Consider the following 18296-nt stretch of genomic DNA (forward strand, 5'->3'; position numbering starts at 1 on the left):
GATGTGGCAGAGCCTGGTTGCGGCGGCGCCGGTCATGTTCGCCATATTCGCCCTGCGGGAAGCATCGTGGATGGATGGTGGCGGCGGTCGCCGACCTCAAGCCCGCAGCGCGGGGAGGGCGTCGAGCTCGCGGGCGCGTCAGCCATGGCGGCTGCGCAGCGGCTCGAGGCGGAGCCAGCGCGCGACGAACGCGCGGTCCTCGGGGGCGAGCACGCCGGTGACCCACGCGGCCACGAGGTAGAGCCCCGCGTAGAGGGGGGCGCCGAGCGCGAGGCAGAGCGCGGGGCGCTCGTCGACCGCGCCCGTGACGAGGAACGCGGTGAGCGGCGCCGCGGCGACGAGCGCGGTGGCCGCGACGCGCCCGTAGTGGCGCCACGGGAAGACGCCGCGCAGGCCGACCCCGGAGAGGCGCGCGATGGTCGCGACCATGACGACGATCCCGAGCGCCTGGGTCAGGACGGCCGAGAGCGGCGCGCCGACCATGCCGAGCGTCGGGAGGAGGACCAGGTTCGCCGCGGTGTTGAACACCATGGACAGCACCTGGATCCGCAGGATCATCGACGTCTTCCCGAACGCCATCAGCACGATGGCGTACGCCGTCACGCGCAGCGGCAGGAGCGTGGAGTAGATGCGGAACGGGACCGCGGCGCCGGCGTACGCGTCGCCGTAGACGGTGCGCATGAGCGGCTCGGCGAACAGGAGGAGGAACGCCGCCACCGGGAGCATGATCAGCGTCGTCTTGCGGATCCCCGAGTGCCACAGCGCGATCGCGGCCCGCGCGCCCTGCGCGGGCGTCGCCCCGCCCTCGAAGCGGGCGACGAGGTCCGGGAGCATCGTGGAGGCGACGGAGTAGGCGAGGACGCCGACGAGCGGGAGCTCCTGCGAGCCGACGGCGAACTCGGCGTAGAGCCCGGCGCTGAAGAAGAGGCCGATGACGAACTTGTCGAGCTTCTGGTTGAAGAGGCCGGCGAAGCGGGTCACCGACAGCGGGAGCGCGTACGCGAGCTGGGCCCGGACGCCGCCGGGGAAAGGCGCCGCCGCGACGTCCCCGAACAGCCGCGCGTACAGCCGGTACGAGAGCCCGAGCCGGAGCGCCTGCGCCGCGCACTGGGCGGCCAGGATCCACGCCACCGAGCAGCCGAGCGCGGCGGGGACGATCGCGCCCGCCGCGGTCGAGAGCGTGACGACCAGCGCGACGCCCGCCGACTTGCGGTGGTTGTTCGTGGCGATGAAGAGCGGGCCGAAGACGCTCGCGGGGTAGGCGATCACGCTCATCAGGCCGATGAGCAGGAGGAGCGGCGTCGCGCCCTCGCGGACGTCGAGGAAGACGCCGGGGACGAGGGCGAAGCCCGCGAAGGCGAGCGCCGAGAGGGCCCCGAGGCCGAGCAGGAGCAGCAGGCTCTGCCGCACCAGCCCCTTGAGCTCGGGGCGGGTCACCTTGGGCGCGAAATAGAGGAACGACTCCGGCAGGTAGAGCTGCGCGAGATCGCGCCCCGTCATGAACAGCATCGTCGCGAAGGCGAGCGCGCCGTACTCGGACTTGCCGAGCAGCCGCACCACGACGACGCCCTGCACGAGGACGATGAGCGTGTTCACGAACTGCCCGCCGACGATCATCCCGATCCGGTCGGCGAGCGACGCGCCCTGCGCCTCGGCGGGGGGCGGCGCGCCGTCGGCCACCCGCGCGGCCCCCGCGGCCTCGGGCGCACGCGGGGGCGCGCTCGGCTCGACCGGGGTGGGCTGCTCGTCCCGCATGGCGGCTCGGTAGCACATGCGCGGGCGGAGCGGCCTCCCGCGGCGGGCGCGCGGGGCCCCGCTCGGCCGTGATATAGGCGCGGCGATGAGGCGCGCGCTCCTCGTGAGCTACTACTTTCCCCCGCGGTTCAGCGTCGGCGGTAAGCGCGCGTACCGCTTCGCGAAATTTCTGCCGGAGCACGGCTGGGCGGCGACGGTGCTCACGGCGAGGCCGCCTCCCGGCGAGCGGCTGGATCCGTCGTTCGCGGAGGCCGACCTGCCGGCCTGCGACGTGCGCCGCGACTACCTCACGGACGCCGAGCTCGCGCGCATGCCGCGCCGCGCGCTCGGCTCCGACGGCACCGTGGAGGCGCCGACCGAGGCGCCGCTGCCGGTCGCGCGCCGGAGGGGGCTCGCGCGCGTCGCCGCCGAGCTCCGCTACGTCCGGGTGATCGGCCCGGACGCGGGCCGCATCCCGGCCCTCGCGGCCCGCATCGCGCGCCTCGCCCGCGAGGCCTCCGCCGAGGTGATCTTCGCGACCGGGGCGCCGTGGGAGACGGTGCTCGCGGGGCTGCTCGCCGGCAGGGCCGTCGGCCGGCCGGTCGTCGTCGACTTCCGCGATCCGTGGTCGTTCGGTCCGGTGATGGCGACGCGGCCCGCGTGGGTCCGCGCCGCGGTGGCGCTCGTCGAGCGGGCCGCGGTGGGCGCGGCCGCGGCGCTCACGGTGACGTCCGAGATGACCCGCGACGCGTACGTCGCGCGGGGCATCGCGCGCCGCGTCGCGTCGATCCGGACCGGCTTCGACCCGGACGCGGCGGTCGCGCCGCGGCGCGACGGGGCGGTGACGCTCGTGCACTTCGGCAACTGCTACAGCGAGCGCACGCTCGCGCCGTTCGTCCGCGCGCTCGCGGCCGTCGCGCGCCGGCGGTCGCTCGGCCCGGGCGCGATCCGGCTGCTCAACCTGGGTCGCGTCGCGGGGAGCGATCTCCGCCTCGCCGAGGAGCTCGGCGTGTCGCGGCTCTTCGAGCACCGCGCGGTCCTGCCGTACGCCGAGGGGCTCGGCCTCGTCGCGGGCGCCGACCTCGCGCTGCTCACCGGCTTCGGCGACGAGCCGTACCTCCTGCCCGGCAAGCTCTACGATTACCTCCTCGCGCGCGCGCCGGTGCTCGCGGTCTCGCCGTCCCCCGAGGTCGCGCGCATCCTCGAGGCGACGCGCCTCGGCTGGACGCACGCGGCCGGCGACGCCGCCGCGATCGAGCGCCGCATCGAGGACGCCGTCGACGCGCGCGCGGCCGGGCGGCCGCTCGTCGAGCCCGACGGCGCGGCGCTCGCCGGGCTGAGCGCGCGCGCAGCGGCGGGCGCGCTCGCGCGGCTCTTCGAGGAGGTCGCGGCGCGCGGCGCGGGTTGACGCCGCGCGCGGAGCGGGCGCGGCGCCGTCCTTCCTCGCGTTGCCGCCGCGCGCGGCGGCAACCCGCGCCGGCCTTTCTCGAGCGGCGCCCGCTCGACGTCCTTGCCTGCGCGGCGGCCGCCGTGGCATGCGAGCCGCGATGCCTGACCATCTTCCCAAGGATCGAGCGGGGCTCCCCGAGGGCGAGCGCGCCCTCCAGGAGGCGTGGCGCGCGAAGTACGCGCCCGAGGTGAAGGAGCTCATCGTGCGGCGCGAGGTCCCGTCGCCGAAGCTCACGCTGATCATCATCTCGTACAAGGCGAAGGACTACCTCATCGAGTGCCTCCAGCACGCGCGCGGCCAGACGGCGGCGCTCGACGTGCCGTACGAGATCCTGCTCGCCGACAGCGGCGGCATCGAGCACCTCAGGCCGCGCTCCGCGCCGCTCGTCGACGTCGAGCTCCGCCTGACCGACGGCATCCCGCTGAACGCCGCGCGCAACGCGGCCATCGCCTGGGCGCGGGGCGAGCACGTCGCCTTCATCGACGACGACGGCCTGATCGCGCCGACGTTCGTCGAGGTCGTCTGCCGCGTCTTCGAGGACGCGCGCATCGCGGCGATGCGCGGCCGGATCATCCCCAAGGAGCACCCTTACTTCTGCACGCTCGCGGGGCACTACGACCGCGGCGACGACATGATCGACGACGTCCTCGCGACCGAGGGGCACATGGCGATCCGGCGCGGCGTCTACCTCGAGACCGGGGGCTTTCCGGATCAGTTCTACGGCGCCGAGGGGGTCTACCTGGTCTACCGCATCGCCAGGGCGTTCCCCGACATGCGGGTCGTCTACGTGCCGGATCTCCTGATGCGGCACGACTACTTCGACAGCTGGGAGAACTTCATCTGGAAGACGCGCAAGTACCGGCGCATCCGGCGCGAGGTCGGCGGCATGGAGCCGGATCCCGAGTTCCTGCGCTACCTCGACGACTACCTCGCGCGGCGGAAGCCGCAGCGCCCGCTCACGGTGGAGCAGACGGTGGCGCTCGGGTTGCTCAAGGCGGTGCGCTGGGGGGTCCTGCGCCTGCCGGGGTGGGCGGTGGGGCAGCCATGACGGCGCAGGCCGGCGCCGCGCGGGCGGGAGAGGGAGGCGGGCCGATGGGCGAGGACGGCGGTTTCGAGCGGGATCTCGAGGCGATCAGCAAGCACTACACCGAGCGCTTCCTGCCCGCGAACCCGTGGGCGAGCCTGCTCAACGCCCACCCGTACCTCGTCGCGCGGCAGCGGCAGCGCCGCGTGCGCGAGGCGCTTGTCGAGTGCGGCGTGCGTACGCCCGAGGCCCTGCGCGGGATGTCGGTGCTCGACGTGGGCTGCGGGTCGGGCTCCAACCTGGCGTGGCTGGTCGAGCTCGGCGCGGATCCGTCGCGCCTCACCGGCATCGACCTCGTCGCGCAGCGGACCGAGCTCGCGCGCTCGCGCTTCGCCGGCATCCGCTTCGTCGCGGGCGACTTCCTGCAGGCCGACGTCGGCGGCCCGTTCGACATGGTGATGATGTTCGCCGTCCTGTCGTCGGTCACGAACGCGGAGCTCAAGCGCGGGCTCATGGACAAGGCGCTCCGCCTGCTCCGGCCGGGCGGCATCTTCTTCTTTTACGACGTCGTCTCGCGGCGCCCCATCCCCGGCACCGCCGCGTACCAGCGCCTGACGTTCGCGGAGCTGGAGGGGTACTTCGCCCCGCGCCCGCTGCGCGTCTTCCGCAGGGACATCCTCCGCCGCGAGGTCGCCGACCGGCTCGTCCAGCGCTTCGGGGTGACCGTGGCCGAGCTCGTCCAGGCCACGGGGCTGCTCAACATCGACGGGACCTTCGCCTACGCGCGCGGCTAGCCCCGGGAACAAAGCGCTCCGACCCGGAGCGGACGCGGGAAAACGCGGCTTCCGGTGCGAGGCAAAATTCCCCACCGGGGAGAAAAGGTCCTGCTCGACGCTCGGTTGAAGCTGGCCGGGATGCTGAACAGCCCGGCGCGGCGCTGGCATGGGACGTGCCGACAACGCCGCAATCACGTGCGAACCACGTGACATGAGGCTGCCATAGCCGGTGAGCGCAGCGCGCACAGCGCGGCTGCACACCGCAGGAGATGACTCCATGTCCCAACGCGTCCTCCCCCCATCGGCCGCGATCGCCTGGCACAACCTGTCTGCCGGCGATGCGCTCTCCAAGATCGAGAGCGCCGAGGCGGGCCTCGCAGACGACGAGGCCGCGCGGCGGCTCGAGGAGGTCGGGCCCAACGTGATCCAGCGCGCCAAGGGCGACAGCGCGCTCAAGCTGCTCTTCCGTCAGGTCAACGACCCGCTCATCTACGTGCTGCTCGCGTCGGCGGCCCTCGCGATGGCGATGGGCGAGGCGATCGACGGCGCGGTCGTGCTGGCCGTCGTGGTGCTCAACACGGCCATCGGCTTCGTGCAGGAGCTCCGCGCGGGCAAGGCGATCGAGGCGCTCGTCGACATGGTGCCGCAGACGGCCACGGTCGTGCGCGGCGGCCAGCGGAGCGTGATCCCCGCGGCGAACGTGGTCCCCGGGGACGTGGTCGTGCTCGAGGCCGGCGACAAGGTCCCCGCCGACGCGCGGCTGCTCTCGGTGAAGAACCTCCACGTGGACGAGTCGGCGCTCACCGGCGAGTCGGTCCCTTCCGACAAGCACGTCGCGGTCGTCCCCGAGGACGCCGGCGTCGGCGACCGCAAGAACCTCGCCTTCGGCGGGACGCTCGTGACGAGCGGCACGGGCACCGCCGTCGTCATCTCCACCGGCGCCGCGACCGAGCTCGGGCGCATCTCGTCGATGCTCCACGAGGCGACCGAGATCGAGACGCCGCTCACGCGCTCGATGGCCAAGGTGGGCCGCGTGCTGACGATCGCGATCGTGGCGGTCGCGCTGCTCATCGTCGGGGTCGCGTTGCTCCGGGGCTACCCGCCGGTCGACGCGATGCTCGCCGGCATCTCGCTGGCGGTCGCCGCGATCCCGGAGGGGCTGCCCGCGATCATCACCATCTCGCTCGCCATCGGCGTGCAGCGGATGGCGCGGCGCCGGGCGGTGATCCGGAAGCTGCCCGCGGTCGAGACGCTGGGCAGCACGGGCGTCATCTGCTCCGACAAGACCGGGACGCTGACCCGCAACGAGATGACGGTCCGCGCCCTGTGGACGCCGTCCGCCGGAGCGTCCGGCGAGGGCGCGGACGAGGCGCTCGAGGTGACCGGCGTCGGCTACGCGCCGGCCGGCGAGCTCCGCCGCGGCGGCGCCACGGCCGGCGAGGTGCCCGAGGCGGCGCGCGCGCTGCTCCGCGCGGGGCTGCTCTGCAACGACGCGCGCATGACGCGCGACGGCGAGGCGTGCGGCATCGAGGGCGATCCGACCGAGGGCGCGCTCGTTGTCGCGGCGCAGAAGCTCGGCGTGGACGTCGACGGGACGCGGCGGGAGTACCCCCGCATCGACGCCGTGCCCTTCTCGTCCGAGCGGCAGCTCATGGCGACGCTCCACGAGGCGCCCGGCGGAGAGCGGGTGATCTTCATGAAGGGGGCGCCCGAGGCGGTGCTCGGCTGCGCCGCGATCGGCGAGGCGGAGCGGGCCCAGGCGATGGCGCAGGTCGAGCGGATGGCGGCGCAGGGCATGCGGGTGCTCGCGGTCGCGTCGCGGCCCGCGGAGCGCGGCGCGGCGTCGCTCGACGAGGCGCACCTCGCGGAGGGGTTCGCGCTCCTCGGCCTCGAGGGGATGATCGACCCGCCGCGCCCGGAGGCGATCGACGCGATCAAGGCGTGCCATGAGGCCGGGATCACGGTGAAGATGATCACGGGCGATCACCTGGCGACCGCGCGGGCGATCGGCCAGCAACTCGGGCTCGTGAGCGAGGGCGGGCGGGCGATGAACGGCACGGAGCTCGCGCGGCTGTCGGACGACGAGCTGCGCGCGGCGGCGGCGTCGACGAACGTGTTCGCCCGCGTGGCGCCGGAGCACAAGCTCCGCCTGGTGAGGGCGCTGCAGGCGCAGGGGAAGGTCGTCGCCATGACGGGCGACGGCGTGAACGACGCGCCGGCGCTGAAGCAGGCGAACATCGGCGTGGCGATGGGGATCACGGGGACGGCGGTGTCGAAGGAGTCCGCCGACGTCGTGCTGACGGACGACAACTTCGCGAGCATCCGGGCGGCGGTCGAGGAGGGGCGCCGCGTCTACGACAACCTGGTCAAGGCGCTCGCGTTCGTGCTGCCGACGAACCTGGGCGAGGCGCTGATCCTGCTCGTGGCGGTGATGACGTTCCCGATCGTCGGGGGCGCGCCGCTCATGCCGATCACGGCCGTCCAGATCCTCTGGGTCAACCTGGTGGCCACGGTGGCGCTGTCCCTGCCGCTCGCGTTCGAGGCGATGGAGAAGGACGTCATGGGCCGCCCGCCCCGCGATCCGAGCGAGCCGATCCTGAGCCGGTTCGTCCTCGTGCGCACGGCGATCGTCGCGGTGCTCATGACGGCGGGCGCGATCGGGCTGTTCTTCTACGAGTACTCCACCGAGGTGCGCGGCGGGGTCGTCTCGGACGTCGCCTACCGCGAGGCGCAGACCGCGGCGGTCACGACGGTGGTGCTGTTCCAGATCTTCTACGTGCTCAACTGCCGAACGCTGCGCGACTCGATGCTGAAGATCGGGCTCTTCACGAACCCCTGGGTCTACGTGGGCATCGGCGCGCTCCTCGCGCTGCAGCTCTGCTTCGTCTACGCGCCGTTCATGCACACGCTGTTCGGCTCGGCGCCGCTCTCGCTCGACGCGTGGGTCAAGTCGACGCTGGTGGCGATGTCGATCCTGCCCGTGATGACCGCGGAGCGGTGGTGGCGCACCCGAAGGGCGCGGCTGTCGGCGGCGGAGCGCGAGCGCAAGACGCCCGCGTCCGAGGTCGGCGGCGTGGCGAGCGCGGTGGCGAACCACGGCGCCGTGGCGAACCGCGGCGCCTAGCGACGGATCTCGGCGCGCGCAGCCTCCCTCCCGGCTCCCTCAAAACGCTGGTGCCGCGCCGCATACCGCGGCATGCTCCTCGGTCGACATGATCTACCTCGTCGCCGCGACGCGCCCGAACTTCATGAAGCTCGCCCCCATCTGCCGCGCCCTCAAGGCGCGCGGCCTCCCGATGCGGCTGCTCCACACAGGCCAGCACTTCGACACGACGATGAGCGACGTGTTCTTCCGCGACCTCGGCCTGCCGACGCCGGATCACACGCTCAAGGCGGGCGGCGGCTCGCACGCCCAGCAGACGGCCGCGGTCCTCGTCGGCACCGAGGCCGACCTGATCGAGCACCGGCCCAAGGTGGTTGTCGTGGTCGGCGACGTCACGAGCACCCTGGCCGCCGCGCTCGCGGCGTCGAAGCTCGGCATCCCGGTCGTCCACGTGGAGTCCGGCCTCCGCTCGCGCGACTGGACCATGCCCGAGGAGATCAACCGGGTCCTCACCGACCAGCTCTCCGATCTCCTGCTCACGCCCTCTCACGACGCCCACCCCAACCTGCTCGCCGAGGGCATCGCCCCGGAGCGGATCCGGTTCGTCGGCAACGTGATGATCGACTCGGTCCACTACGCGCTGAAGCGGCAGACCGACGCTCTCTCTCGCTTCGGCCTCCAGCCGAAGAAGTACGCCATCGCGACGCTCCACCGCCCCGCCAACGTCGACAGCGCCGAGCGGCTCGCCGAGACGCTCGACGCGCTCACCGCGATCGCCGAGCGCCTGCCCACCGTGTTCCCCGTCCACCCGCGCACGGTGGCGCGCGCCGAGTCGTTCGGGCTGTCGTCGCGCCTCCGGGAGACGAAGGGGCTCCGGATCATGGAGCCGCTCGGGTACGACGATTTCGTGACCGTGATGGGCAATGCGCTGCTCGTCGCCACCGACTCCGGCGGCATCCAGGAGGAGACGACCGCGCTCGGGATCCCCTGCCTCACGATGCGCCAGGGCACCGAGCGACCGATCACCGTGACGCAGGGCACCAACACGGTCGTCGCGCTCGACGCCGCGCTCATCGCGCGCGAGGTCGACGCCATCCTCGACGGCCGCGGCAAGCGAGGCACGGTGCCCGAGGGGTGGGACGGCAAGACGGGCGAGCGCATCGCCGACGCTCTCGAGGCCTTCCTCGCAGGCGACCCGCCGCCGAAGACCGCCGGCCCGCGCGCCTGAGCCGACGTCCCGTCCGCAGCGCTCGCGGCCGTTCCGAGCGGCTCGCCGCGCCCCGCCGCAGCGCGCCGCGCGCGCCCCGGCCCCGCCTCTCCACACCACACACAGGCTCCCTGGGAGCGCGCCGCTGGAACTGCCGCGCTCGCTACGGCACGCGACCCAACGTCGTTCGCTGTGGCTGACGTGGGAGACGCGCCGCCTCAACGGCCGCGCTCCCCACAACACCCGACCAAACGGCGTTTGCTGTGGCCCATCCCCCAGGGATCTGCCTGTTCAGCGAGCAAGGCTCCGGTTATAGGTGTATCGTGGTAAGGAATTTCCGAGCTGGAGTCGATAAGGCATCTCGGGGGCGGGGACGACGGGGGTTCACCCTCGTCGAAGTGATGCTCGCGGGCGGGCTCGTGGCGCTCCTGGCCGCGCTCGCCACCCAGGGGGTGTCGAAATACCTGGTGTTCGCCACGTCGGCCGAGGCGAAGCAGACGATCGGGGGCATCGCCAGGGCGGTTGTCGCGTCGGCCGACCGCCTCCAGGCGAGGTCGGACGGCGCCGCGTCCGAGCCGCTGTGCAGCGATGCGGTCACGGTGCCCAACGCGTTTTATCGCGTACAGGGCGTCAAATACCGGCCCGACCCCCGCCCGGGCGTGGACTACAACACCGGGAGCCCGACGGCGGGCTGGCTGTGCCTAGGATTCGAGGTCAGCCACCCTCAGTCCTACCAGTATCGATATCGGCTCGGCGGCTCTCCCATGCCCGTGTCGGTCAATCACTTTCCGGAGGACGTGCCGCTGAACAGGCGGTGGGCCGCTTACGCGCGAGGCGATCTCGACGCGGACGGCACGCACGCGTGGTTCGCGCTGGACGGCTACATGAAGGACGGGCAGGTGGTGTTCGCGAGCGCGGTCGGCTCCATCGACCCGGACGAGTAGGCGGCGCGCCCGTGGATACCTCAGCGTTGCACAGGCTGTTCGGCGCCCTCTCGGCGCGCCGCGGCGGTGAGAGCGCCGCGATCGAGCTCCCCGGCGCGGATCTCGCGGCCGCGCACCTGCCCAGCGCCGATCTGCAGGGCGCGAACCTCGCCGGCTCGCGCCTCGACGGGGCCAAGCTCCCCGGCGCGAACCTCGCGGGGGCGCGGCTGGACACGGCGTCGCTCGTGAACGCCGACCTCACCGGCGCCGACCTGCGCTGGGCCGATCTCTCGGGGGCGCTGCTCGGCGGTGCGCTGCTCACCGCCGCGGATCTGCGCGGGGCGAAGCTCCCGCGCTCGTTCTCGTCGGCGAGCTCGCTCGCGGGCGCGCGCGTCGATTCGGCGGCGTGCGCGCGCTCCGGCCTCGACGAGGAGGCCATCCTGGCGCTCGCGAGCGCGGGCGCGTCGTTCGACGACGTCGCCTCGTTCGCGTCGCCGCTGCGCGAGGCGCTCGTGAGCGCGGACGCGGCCCCGGCGAGCGCCGAGCGGAGCCGCCGCACCGCGCCGCCGGACTCGCGGCGGCTGGGGGCGGCGCCGGACTCGCAGCGGCTGGGGGCGGCGCCGGACTCGCGGCGGCTGGGGGCGGCGCCGGACTCGCAGCGGCTGGGGGCGGCGCCGGACTCGCAGCGGCTGGGGGCGGCGCCGGACTCGCAGCGGCTGTCCGCGGCACCGTCCTCGCAGCGGATGTCGGCGCCTCCCGAATCACAGCGGTTGGGGACGGCGCCGGACTCGCAGCGGCTGTCCGCGGCACCGTCCTCCCAACGGATGTCGGCGCCGCCCGAATCGCAGCGGCTGACCGGTTCGCCTGACGCGCGCCGGCCCGGCGCGGTCGCCGGGGCGTCGCGCCGGGCCGGCGAGCCGGCCGAGCCGCTGCCGGCCCGGCGCGCCGCCGTGGCCGCCGGCTCACGCCCGGCGCCGGACGGGCCCCTGCTCGCGCGGTCGCTCGAGGTCCGCCTCGCGCTCGCCGGCGGCGCGCTGCTCCTCGCCCTGGCGGCCGCGGTCGCGCTGGCGAAGGTCCCGTCGCCCGGGCTCCTGTGGGCGGCGCACGCCGGCGGCGCGCTGGGCGCGGCGCTGTTGACCTTCGCGCTGCCGCCCTTCGGCGCCGAGCGCGGCGCCGCGCGCGCCCTCGGCGCCCGCCTCGTGCTGGCCGCGCTCGCCGCGACGCTCGTCCACGGCCTGGACCCGTCGCGCCTCGCCGTCTTCCGGCTGCGCGCCACGCTCTCCTCGGGCGACGCCGCGCATCGGGCCGCGGCCGTGCGCCTGCTCGCGCGGAGCGGCCACCGCAGCTTCGACGGGCTGGATCTGTCAGGGCTCGACCTCTCGCGCGCCGATCTCACGCAGGCGAGCTTCCGGAATGCGCGCCTCGTGGGGGCGGACCTCTCGGGCGCCGCCCTGATCGAGTCGACCTTCGAGGGCGCCGATCTGAGCGCCGCGAACCTCCGGGGCGCCGACCTCTCCGGGACGGACGCCGAGCAGGCGCGCGGCTGGGAGCTCGCCGAGTGCGATCCGGGGACGGAGCTGCCCGGCGAGGGCACGTGCCTGCTCGGCCACCCCGTCCGCGGGCCGCAGCCGGCGGAGGACGCCACCGCGCGCTCCGCGCACGAGGACGCGCGGCCGGCAGGGGCGCTGTAGCGAAGGGCGTCGGGGGCCGCGGCGCGGAGTGCCCGACGCACCCGTGGCGTTGCGCCGCGGCGGCGGTGCCGGATGCCAAGGAGCCGGCGGTGGGTGGTGGGTACTTCGGCTGAAGGTGGGGTCTTTTCGACCCGCCAAGGCGCCGAGAAAAGCACAAAAAATTGGCGTCTTATGACGCCTTGGCGGTTCCATCATTCCGACAGGATAGGCGAATCCCTTCGACCGCCCCCGGCGGATTCTAAGGTGGGCATTGCATCGCGCAGCGGCCCCCTATAGCGTCGTCGCCGCGGGGCCAGATAAAGGCGCGTAGTCGCGACGGGCGAGGATGCCGAAGTTTGTCTGTTTGCTCTGGTCCTGTGTGCTCGCCTCTATTCCGGCGCAGGCAGCGGCACTCGATTTCAGCGGTGGCGTGAGTGTAGGCGGAATCCAGATCGGGGCGAACCCAACGTTGCGGCGAGTCCGTTCATGGGGGTGCGCGGACGCAAGGAGAGGGGGCCTTCGTTGAGCTTCATGCAGTGCTGCGACTGGAGGCGAAATGAAGAGATTTTTGATTCTGATCTCTGGCGTCGTTGCCGCATGCAACTACGACATGGGTGAGTGCTACCTCCGGGATAGTCGTGGTGAAGGCGTCGGCGCCGGAACCATCACCTCCGGCGGGGGCGGAGGCTTCGGTGATGTGCCGCCGGAGCCGCACGGCGCGATAGAGCGTTCCGAGTGCAGCGAAGCGGTTGAGGCGGCAGCCCAGGTTGCTTGCGCGTCTCCCGCGAGCCATACGTGCGTAGAGCAGTGTGAGGCGATCGGTGCCTACTGCGCTCATCGAGCTTCGCATCCGTACAGTCCTAGCAGCGGAATCGGCGATCTGTACTGGTGCAAAGGTGGCAAGACCACGTGGACATGCTCGTATCAGTATTCAAATGGAGACAATTGTACTGTCATAAATCCACTTGGAACCTGGCTTTGTCGATATACGTTTGAGAAATAGGGGGGGTGGAGGAATGGCACGTGATCGGCAAGTGGCGGAGGCGCTCTCCGAGGGTTTTAACTGTCTCTCTGCGATCGTGGAATCGCTCGACGTCGGCGCGCCGGCGTCCGAGGTTCCGAGAAGTGAATGGTTAGGGGCTCTGCGAGCGATGGGGGATGCCCTCGATGCGATTTCGTCAAGAGAGGTGGCGACGACGCTCATCGTGCAGCAGGCTGACTGTGACATCGTCCGAAGGTTGGCCGCCTTGGTGCAGGAGTGGACAACTACACGCCAGCCCCCCGAAGAGCTGCCGGTGATGGCACAGTTGATTCTGAAGATCTTCGATCGTCGCGGCACCGAATCTTCACCTGATACGCAGAAGTGACCCTCGCCGCGCCGCCGGGCCGTCAGCCCGGACGCCGCGCCGCCGCGCGGGCGGCGCGGGCCGCCGCCGCGTCGTCGACCGCGAGCGCCTCCTCGGCCACGGCGGCGAGCTCCGCGAACGAGGCCCCGGCGAGCGCGTCCTCCACCGCGTCGAAGGCGGAGGCGCACATGCTGAGCCGCGTGATGCCGAGGCCGACCAGGAGCGGCGCGACGCCGGGATCGCCGGCAGCCTCGCCGCACACCGAGACGGGCCGCCCCACGGCGTGCCCCGCCTCCACCACCGCGCGCACGAGCCGCAGCACCGCCGGGTGCGCCGGATCCGAGAGCGCGTGCAGCCGCGGGTGCCCGCGCTCGGCCGCCAGCGTGTGCTGCGTCAGATCGTTGGTGCCGATGCTGAAGAAATCGGCCTGCCGCGCGAGGCGCTCGGCCATCAGCGCCGCCGACGGCACCTCGACCATGATCCCCGTGGCCACCGGCCAGAGGTGCGGCAGGCCCGCGGCCGCGAGCGCCTCGTGCGCGCGATCGAGCGCGGCGCGCACCGCGACCACCTCCGCGGCGGTCGAGACCATCGGGATCAGCACGCGGACGTCGTGGCCGCGCCCGGCGACGAGGATCGCGCGGAGCTGCGCCTCGAGCATCGCCGGCCGCGCCAGCGAGAGGCGGACCCCGCGGACGCCCAGGCTGGGGTTCGTCTCGGCGTCGAGCTCGAGGTAGGGCAGCGCCTTGTCGCCGCCCGCGTCGAGCGTGCGGACCACGATCGGCGCGCCCGCGAACGCCGCGAAGATCTCCGCGAGCAGCCCCGCCTGCTCGGCCTCGCCCGGCTCGTCCACGCGGCCCAGGAACAGCATCTCGGTGCGCAGCAGCCCGACGCCGAGGGCGCCGGCCTCGCGCGCGGCCCGCGCGTCCGCAGGCCCGGCCACGTTCGCCCACAGCTCGACCTCGCGCCCGCACGCGAGGCGCAGGCGCCCGTCGCGGGCGCCCGGCGGGCGCCGCGACGCGCGAAGGGCCGTCCGCCGCCGCTCGATCTCGGCCGAGGTCTCGGGATCGGGGTCGAGCCACACCTCGCCGGTCGCGCCGTCCAGGCCGGCGCGCGCGCCGCCGCCGTCGGGCACAAGCGCCGCGGCCCCCGCCACCGCGGGGATGCCGGCGGCGCGCAGCAGGATGGCGGCGTGCGACGTCGGGCCGCCGCGCCGATCGATGACCCCGAGCACGCGCGCCGCGTCGAGCCGCGCGGCCTCCGACGGCGTGAGATCGTCGACCACGACGACGGCCGGCGGCCCTTCGGGCAGCGTGGCCGCGGCGCCGCCGAGCAGGGCGCGCACCACCGCGTCGCCCACGTCGTGGACGTCCGCCTCGCGCGCCCGCAGGTACGGGTCGTCGAGCTGCCGGTAGATCGCGGCCGCGGCCTCGATGGCCAGACGGAAGGCCCAGGCGGCGTTGCAGCGCTCCCGATCGATGCGCGACAGGGCCTCGTCGACGAGGGCCGGGTCGCAGAGCAGCGCCTGGTGCGCCTCAAGGATGTCGCTGCCGCGGAGCGCGTTCCCGAGGTCCTGCGCCGCGATCTCGAGCGCCCGCCGCAGCCGCACGGCCTCGGACGCGGGGTCGTCGACCGTGGTCTCGGGGATGTCCGGGAGCACGCGCACGAGCCGCACGAGCGGCCCGAGCGCGACGCCCGGCGCGACCGGGGTGGCGAGGCCCGACGTGGCGGGCGCCGCCGCCGCGCCCGCCGGCGCCTCGCGCTGCACGAGCGCGGCGAGCGCCGCGACCGCCTCGGCCGCCTGCCGGCCGGTCGCGCGCAGGCGCAGCACGTCGCCGCGGCGCGCCCCGAGCGAGGCGAGCGCGATCAGGCTCGACGTCGCCACCGGCCCGCGGCCGGCGGTCACGTTCTCCAGGGTGATCGCCGCGTCGAACGCCGCCGCGCGCGCGATGAGCTGCGCGGCCGGGCGCGCGTGCAGGCCGCTCGGATCGGCGATCGCGACGTCGACCGCCACGGCCGGCGCGCCCGCGTCCGCCGCGTCCGCCGCGGCCGCGGCGGGGCGCTCGCCCTCGCCGAGCTGCGCGGCCTTCGGCTCGAGCGCCCGCCGCGCCTCCGCGGCCACCTGCTCGACCGTGCCGCCCGCCGCCGCCCGCACGGCGGCGGCGACCGCGCCTTCCACGATCGGCCCGCCCGTGAGGCGCGTGCGCGCGCCGAGCTCCGGATCCACGAGCTCGAGCGCCGTCTCGGCGCTCAGGATCGCGCTGCCGAGGTCCATCAGCACGACGGCGCCGGCCGGCCCGCAGACGCGCTCGATCGCCGCGGCGATGGCGGTCGCGTCGGTGCCGAGCTCGGCGCCTCCGTCGCCCGCGCCCGCCGCGCACGCGATGGCGACCGACTCGCCGGTCATCTGGCGGGCCAGCGCCTCGGTGGCCTCGGCGAGCGCGCGGCTGTGCGAGACCAGGACGAGCCCGACGCGGCCCGCCGCCCCGCTCATGCGCCTGCCGTCGCGGCCAGGCTCCGCAGCAAGAGCCAGCACGACGTGGCGCCGGGGTCCTGGTGCCCAGCGCTGCGCTCTCCGAGGTAGCTCGCACGGCCCTTGCGGGCGATGAGCGGCACGGTCGCCTCCACCCCGGCCCGCGCCGCGTCGGCGGCGCGGCCGAGCGCGTCCCGGAGCGCGGCGCCGTCCGCGGCCCCGGGCGCGCTCAGCGCCGCCTTGAGCGCGTCGACGGCGGGGACGAGCGCGTCGACCATCGTCTTGTCGCCGGGCGACGCCTTGCCCCGGCGCCTCACGCCCTCGAGGCCCGCCTCGAGGCAGCCAGCCAGGGCCGCGAGGTCGAGCGCCGCGGCGCCGGCCACGCGCTGGCCCGCGTCGCGGAAGAGCGTGCCGTACAGCGGCCCGCTCGCCCCGCCGACGGTCGACAGCAGCGTCATCCCCACGTCCCGGAGGAGCGCGCCGACGTCCGCGCGATCGAGGCGGCCGAGCCGGTCGCGCACCGCCGCGAAGCCGCGCGCCATGTTGACCCCGTGATCGCTGTCGCCGATCGCCGCGTCGAGCTCGGTCAAGAACGCCTTCTCGCGCTCCAGGACCTCGGCCGTACGCTCGAGCCACGCCGCGATGTGCTCGCCGCTCAGGGTCTGCATCGCTCAGGCCCCCCAGCGGAGCGCCGGCGTGTGCACCGGGGCGTCCCAGAAGCGGATCATCTCGTCGTCGAGCCGGAGGACGGTCGCCGACACGCCGGCCATCTCGAGCGACGTGATGTACGACCCGACGAGGCTGCGCGCGACCTTGAGGCCGCGCTCGCGCGCGATCGCGTGGGCCTTGCGGTAGACGACGTAGAGCTCGATGAGCGGCGTCCCGCCCATGCCGTTGACGAACAGGAGCACGTCGTCGCCCTGCTTGAACGGCAGGTCGTCGAGGATCGGCTGCATCAGGAGCTCGGCCACGCCATCCGCCGGCTCCAGCTGGGCTCGACGCCGGCCGGGCTCGCCGTGGATGCCGATGCCGACTTCCATCTCGCCCGGGCCGAGCTCGAACGACGGCTTGCCGGCGTGCGGCACGGTGCAGGCGGAGAGCGCGACCCCCATGCTGCGGCCGTGCGCGTTGACCCGCCGGCACAGCGCCGCGACCTCGCCGAGCGGCAGGCCGGCCTCGGCGGCGCCGCCGCAGATCTTCTCCGCGAGGACGGTCGTCCCGACGCCGCGCCGCCCCGCCGTGTAGAGGCTGTCCTCGACCGCCACGTCGTCGTTCACGATCACGCCCTCGACCGCGATCCCCGCCTCGCCGGCGAGCTCGGCGGCCATCTCGAAGTTCATGACGTCGCCGGTGTAGTTCTTGATGATGTGGAGCACGCCGGCCCCGCCGTCGACGGCCCGCGTCGCCTCGAAGATCTGGTCGGGCGTCGGGCTCGTGAACACGGCGCCTGGGCAGGCGGCGTCGAGCATGCCGCGCCCGACGAACCCCGCGTGCAGCGGCTCGTGCCCGCTGCCGCCGCCGGAGAGGAGGGCGACCTTGCCCCTGGCCTTCGCCTCCGCCCGCGTGACGAAGAGCGGCGCGGCGTTCACCCGGAGGAGCTCGCCGTGGGCCAGCGCCATGCCCTCGAGCGCCTCGCCGACCAGATCGCCCGGCGCATTGATGAGCTTCTTCATCCTGCCTCCGCTCCGTCGTCGTCCGCGTGTCGTCCGTTTACACCCGCTTACGTCCGCTCTCCGCGCGCAGGATATCCCCATGGCGTCGCCCGCCGCGAGAGGAGATCTTTCCGCCGCGCTGCCCTACGCTCCGGGCGCCATGGACCGACTCGCCCCCACGCTCCGCCCGCCGGGCCGCCCGGCGGGCTTCCAGCGCTGGAGAGATCTGCTCTTCCTCCACTGGGAGACGCCGGCCTCTGCGCTCCGCGCCGTCGTGCCGCCGGCGCTCGAGCTCGACGCGTTCGAGGGCAGGGCCTACGTCGGCGTCGTCGCCTTCACCATGCGCGACGTCACGCCGTGGTGGTCGCCGAGCGTCCCGGGGATCTCGAACTTCCACGAGCTCAACGTCCGCACCTACGTGCACCGGGCGGGGCGCGATCCGGGCGTGTGGTTCTTCAGCCTGGACGCGGCCAAGGCGCTCGCGGTCCTCGTGGCCCGCGCCGGCTGGCACCTGCCGTATCACTACGCCTCGATGGCGCTCGAGCCGCGGGGCGGCGAGGTCCACTACCGCGGCGAGCGGCGCTGGCCCGGCCCCGTGCCCGCGCGCTTCGAGGCGCGCTACCGCGTCGGCGCGCCGATCGACGGGGGCGTCGCCGCGCCGGGGACGTTCGAGCACTTCCTGGCCGAGCGGTACCTGCTGTTCGCGTCGCGCCGGGGCGCGCTCGAGGTCGGGCAGGTGCACCACGCGCCCTATCCGCTGCACCGCGCCGAGGTGAGCCACGTCGAGGAGAGCGTCGTGGCCGCGGCCGGCTTGCCCGTCCCCCAGGGGGCCCCGCACGTGCTCTTCAGCCCGGGCGTGGACGTCGACGTCTACGCGCTGAAGCCCGCCGCGCCGCCGGCGTGAAGCGGTCGCGCGCGGCGGCGCGGCCTCTGGCTCGCGC

At 74.1% G+C, this 18296-nt stretch carries 13 protein-coding genes; 9 read left to right on the plus strand and 4 right to left on the minus strand.

Annotated elements, in window-relative coordinates; genetic code table 11:
• Window positions 1–138 precede the first annotated feature (138 nt).
• A complete protein-coding gene (locus tag WMF26_RS14820; protein WP_438000856.1) occupies window positions 139–1755 on the minus strand; it encodes an oligosaccharide flippase family protein in 1617 nt (538 codons plus the stop codon).
• Between the two features lie 85 nt (window positions 1756–1840).
• Here WMF26_RS14820 and WMF26_RS14825 point away from each other — a divergent pair, with 85 nt between their 5' ends.
• The 8 genes from WMF26_RS14825 to WMF26_RS14860 all read left to right on the plus strand — a co-directional run bounded on the left by WMF26_RS14825 (window position 1841) and on the right by WMF26_RS14860 (window position 13254).
• Window positions 1841–3142 carry a glycosyltransferase gene (locus WMF26_RS14825; RefSeq protein ID WP_438000857.1) on the plus strand — a complete coding sequence of 434 codons (1302 nt, stop codon included), beginning with the start codon at window positions 1841–1843 and terminating at the stop codon, window positions 3140–3142.
• Window positions 3143–3281: 139 nt separating this feature from the next.
• Window positions 3282–4232 (plus strand): glycosyltransferase family 2 protein, encoded by a 951-nt coding sequence (locus tag WMF26_RS14830; RefSeq protein WP_438000858.1) that lies wholly within the window; start codon window positions 3282–3284, stop codon window positions 4230–4232.
• Window positions 4229–5002, plus strand: a complete 774-nt coding sequence (locus WMF26_RS14835) for a class I SAM-dependent methyltransferase (RefSeq protein ID WP_438000859.1) — start codon at window positions 4229–4231, stop codon at window positions 5000–5002. The genes WMF26_RS14830 and WMF26_RS14835 overlap by 4 nt, the downstream gene beginning before the upstream one ends.
• 259 nt (window positions 5003–5261) lie before the next feature.
• Window positions 5262–8108 (plus strand): cation-translocating P-type ATPase, encoded by a 2847-nt coding sequence (locus WMF26_RS14840; protein WP_438000860.1) that lies wholly within the window; start codon window positions 5262–5264, stop codon window positions 8106–8108.
• Between the two features lie 88 nt (window positions 8109–8196).
• Complete coding sequence (wecB, locus tag WMF26_RS14845) at window positions 8197–9315, plus strand: non-hydrolyzing UDP-N-acetylglucosamine 2-epimerase (RefSeq protein ID WP_061625125.1); 1119 nt, start codon at window positions 8197–8199, stop codon at window positions 9313–9315.
• Window positions 9316–9695: 380 nt separating this feature from the next.
• Window positions 9696–10238: a hypothetical protein gene (locus WMF26_RS14850; protein WP_061625124.1), complete on the plus strand. Its 543-nt coding sequence runs from the start codon at window positions 9696–9698 to the stop codon at window positions 10236–10238.
• A gap of 11 nt (window positions 10239–10249) precedes the next feature.
• Window positions 10250–11908, plus strand: a complete 1659-nt coding sequence (locus WMF26_RS14855) for a pentapeptide repeat-containing protein (protein ID WP_438000861.1) — start codon at window positions 10250–10252, stop codon at window positions 11906–11908.
• A gap of 995 nt (window positions 11909–12903) precedes the next feature.
• Window positions 12904–13254, plus strand: coding sequence for a hypothetical protein (locus tag WMF26_RS14860; RefSeq protein ID WP_438000862.1), 351 nt, complete (start codon window positions 12904–12906; stop codon window positions 13252–13254).
• A gap of 22 nt (window positions 13255–13276) precedes the next feature.
• Here the strand turns inward: WMF26_RS14860 and ptsP are convergent, their stop codons facing one another.
• From ptsP to dhaK, 3 genes are read right to left on the minus strand one after another with little or no spacing between them, the layout of a single operon-like run.
• Window positions 13277–15724, minus strand: a complete 2448-nt coding sequence (gene ptsP, locus WMF26_RS14865; RefSeq protein ID WP_438000863.1) for a phosphoenolpyruvate--protein phosphotransferase — start codon at window positions 15722–15724, stop codon at window positions 13277–13279.
• The gene (dhaL, locus tag WMF26_RS14870) at window positions 15721–16371 is read right to left on the minus strand and encodes a dihydroxyacetone kinase subunit DhaL (protein WP_438000864.1); all 651 of its coding nucleotides are present in this window, start codon (window positions 16369–16371) and stop codon (window positions 15721–15723) included. The genes ptsP and dhaL overlap by 4 nt, the downstream gene beginning before the upstream one ends.
• Window positions 16372–16374: 3 nt before the next feature.
• On the minus strand, window positions 16375–17376 hold the full coding sequence (gene dhaK / locus WMF26_RS14875) for a dihydroxyacetone kinase subunit DhaK (RefSeq protein ID WP_438000865.1): 1002 nt from the start codon (window positions 17374–17376) through the stop codon (window positions 16375–16377).
• Between the two features lie 139 nt (window positions 17377–17515).
• On the opposite strand from dhaK, the gene WMF26_RS14880 reads away from it, so the two are divergent.
• On the plus strand, window positions 17516–18259 hold the full coding sequence (locus WMF26_RS14880; RefSeq protein WP_438000866.1) for a YqjF family protein: 744 nt from the start codon (window positions 17516–17518) through the stop codon (window positions 18257–18259).
• Window positions 18260–18296: the final 37 nt, after the last annotated feature.

The organism is Sorangium sp. So ce185 (genome assembly GCF_051526825.1).
Classification (GTDB): domain Bacteria; phylum Myxococcota_A; class Polyangia; order Polyangiales; family Polyangiaceae; genus Sorangium; species Sorangium cellulosum_D.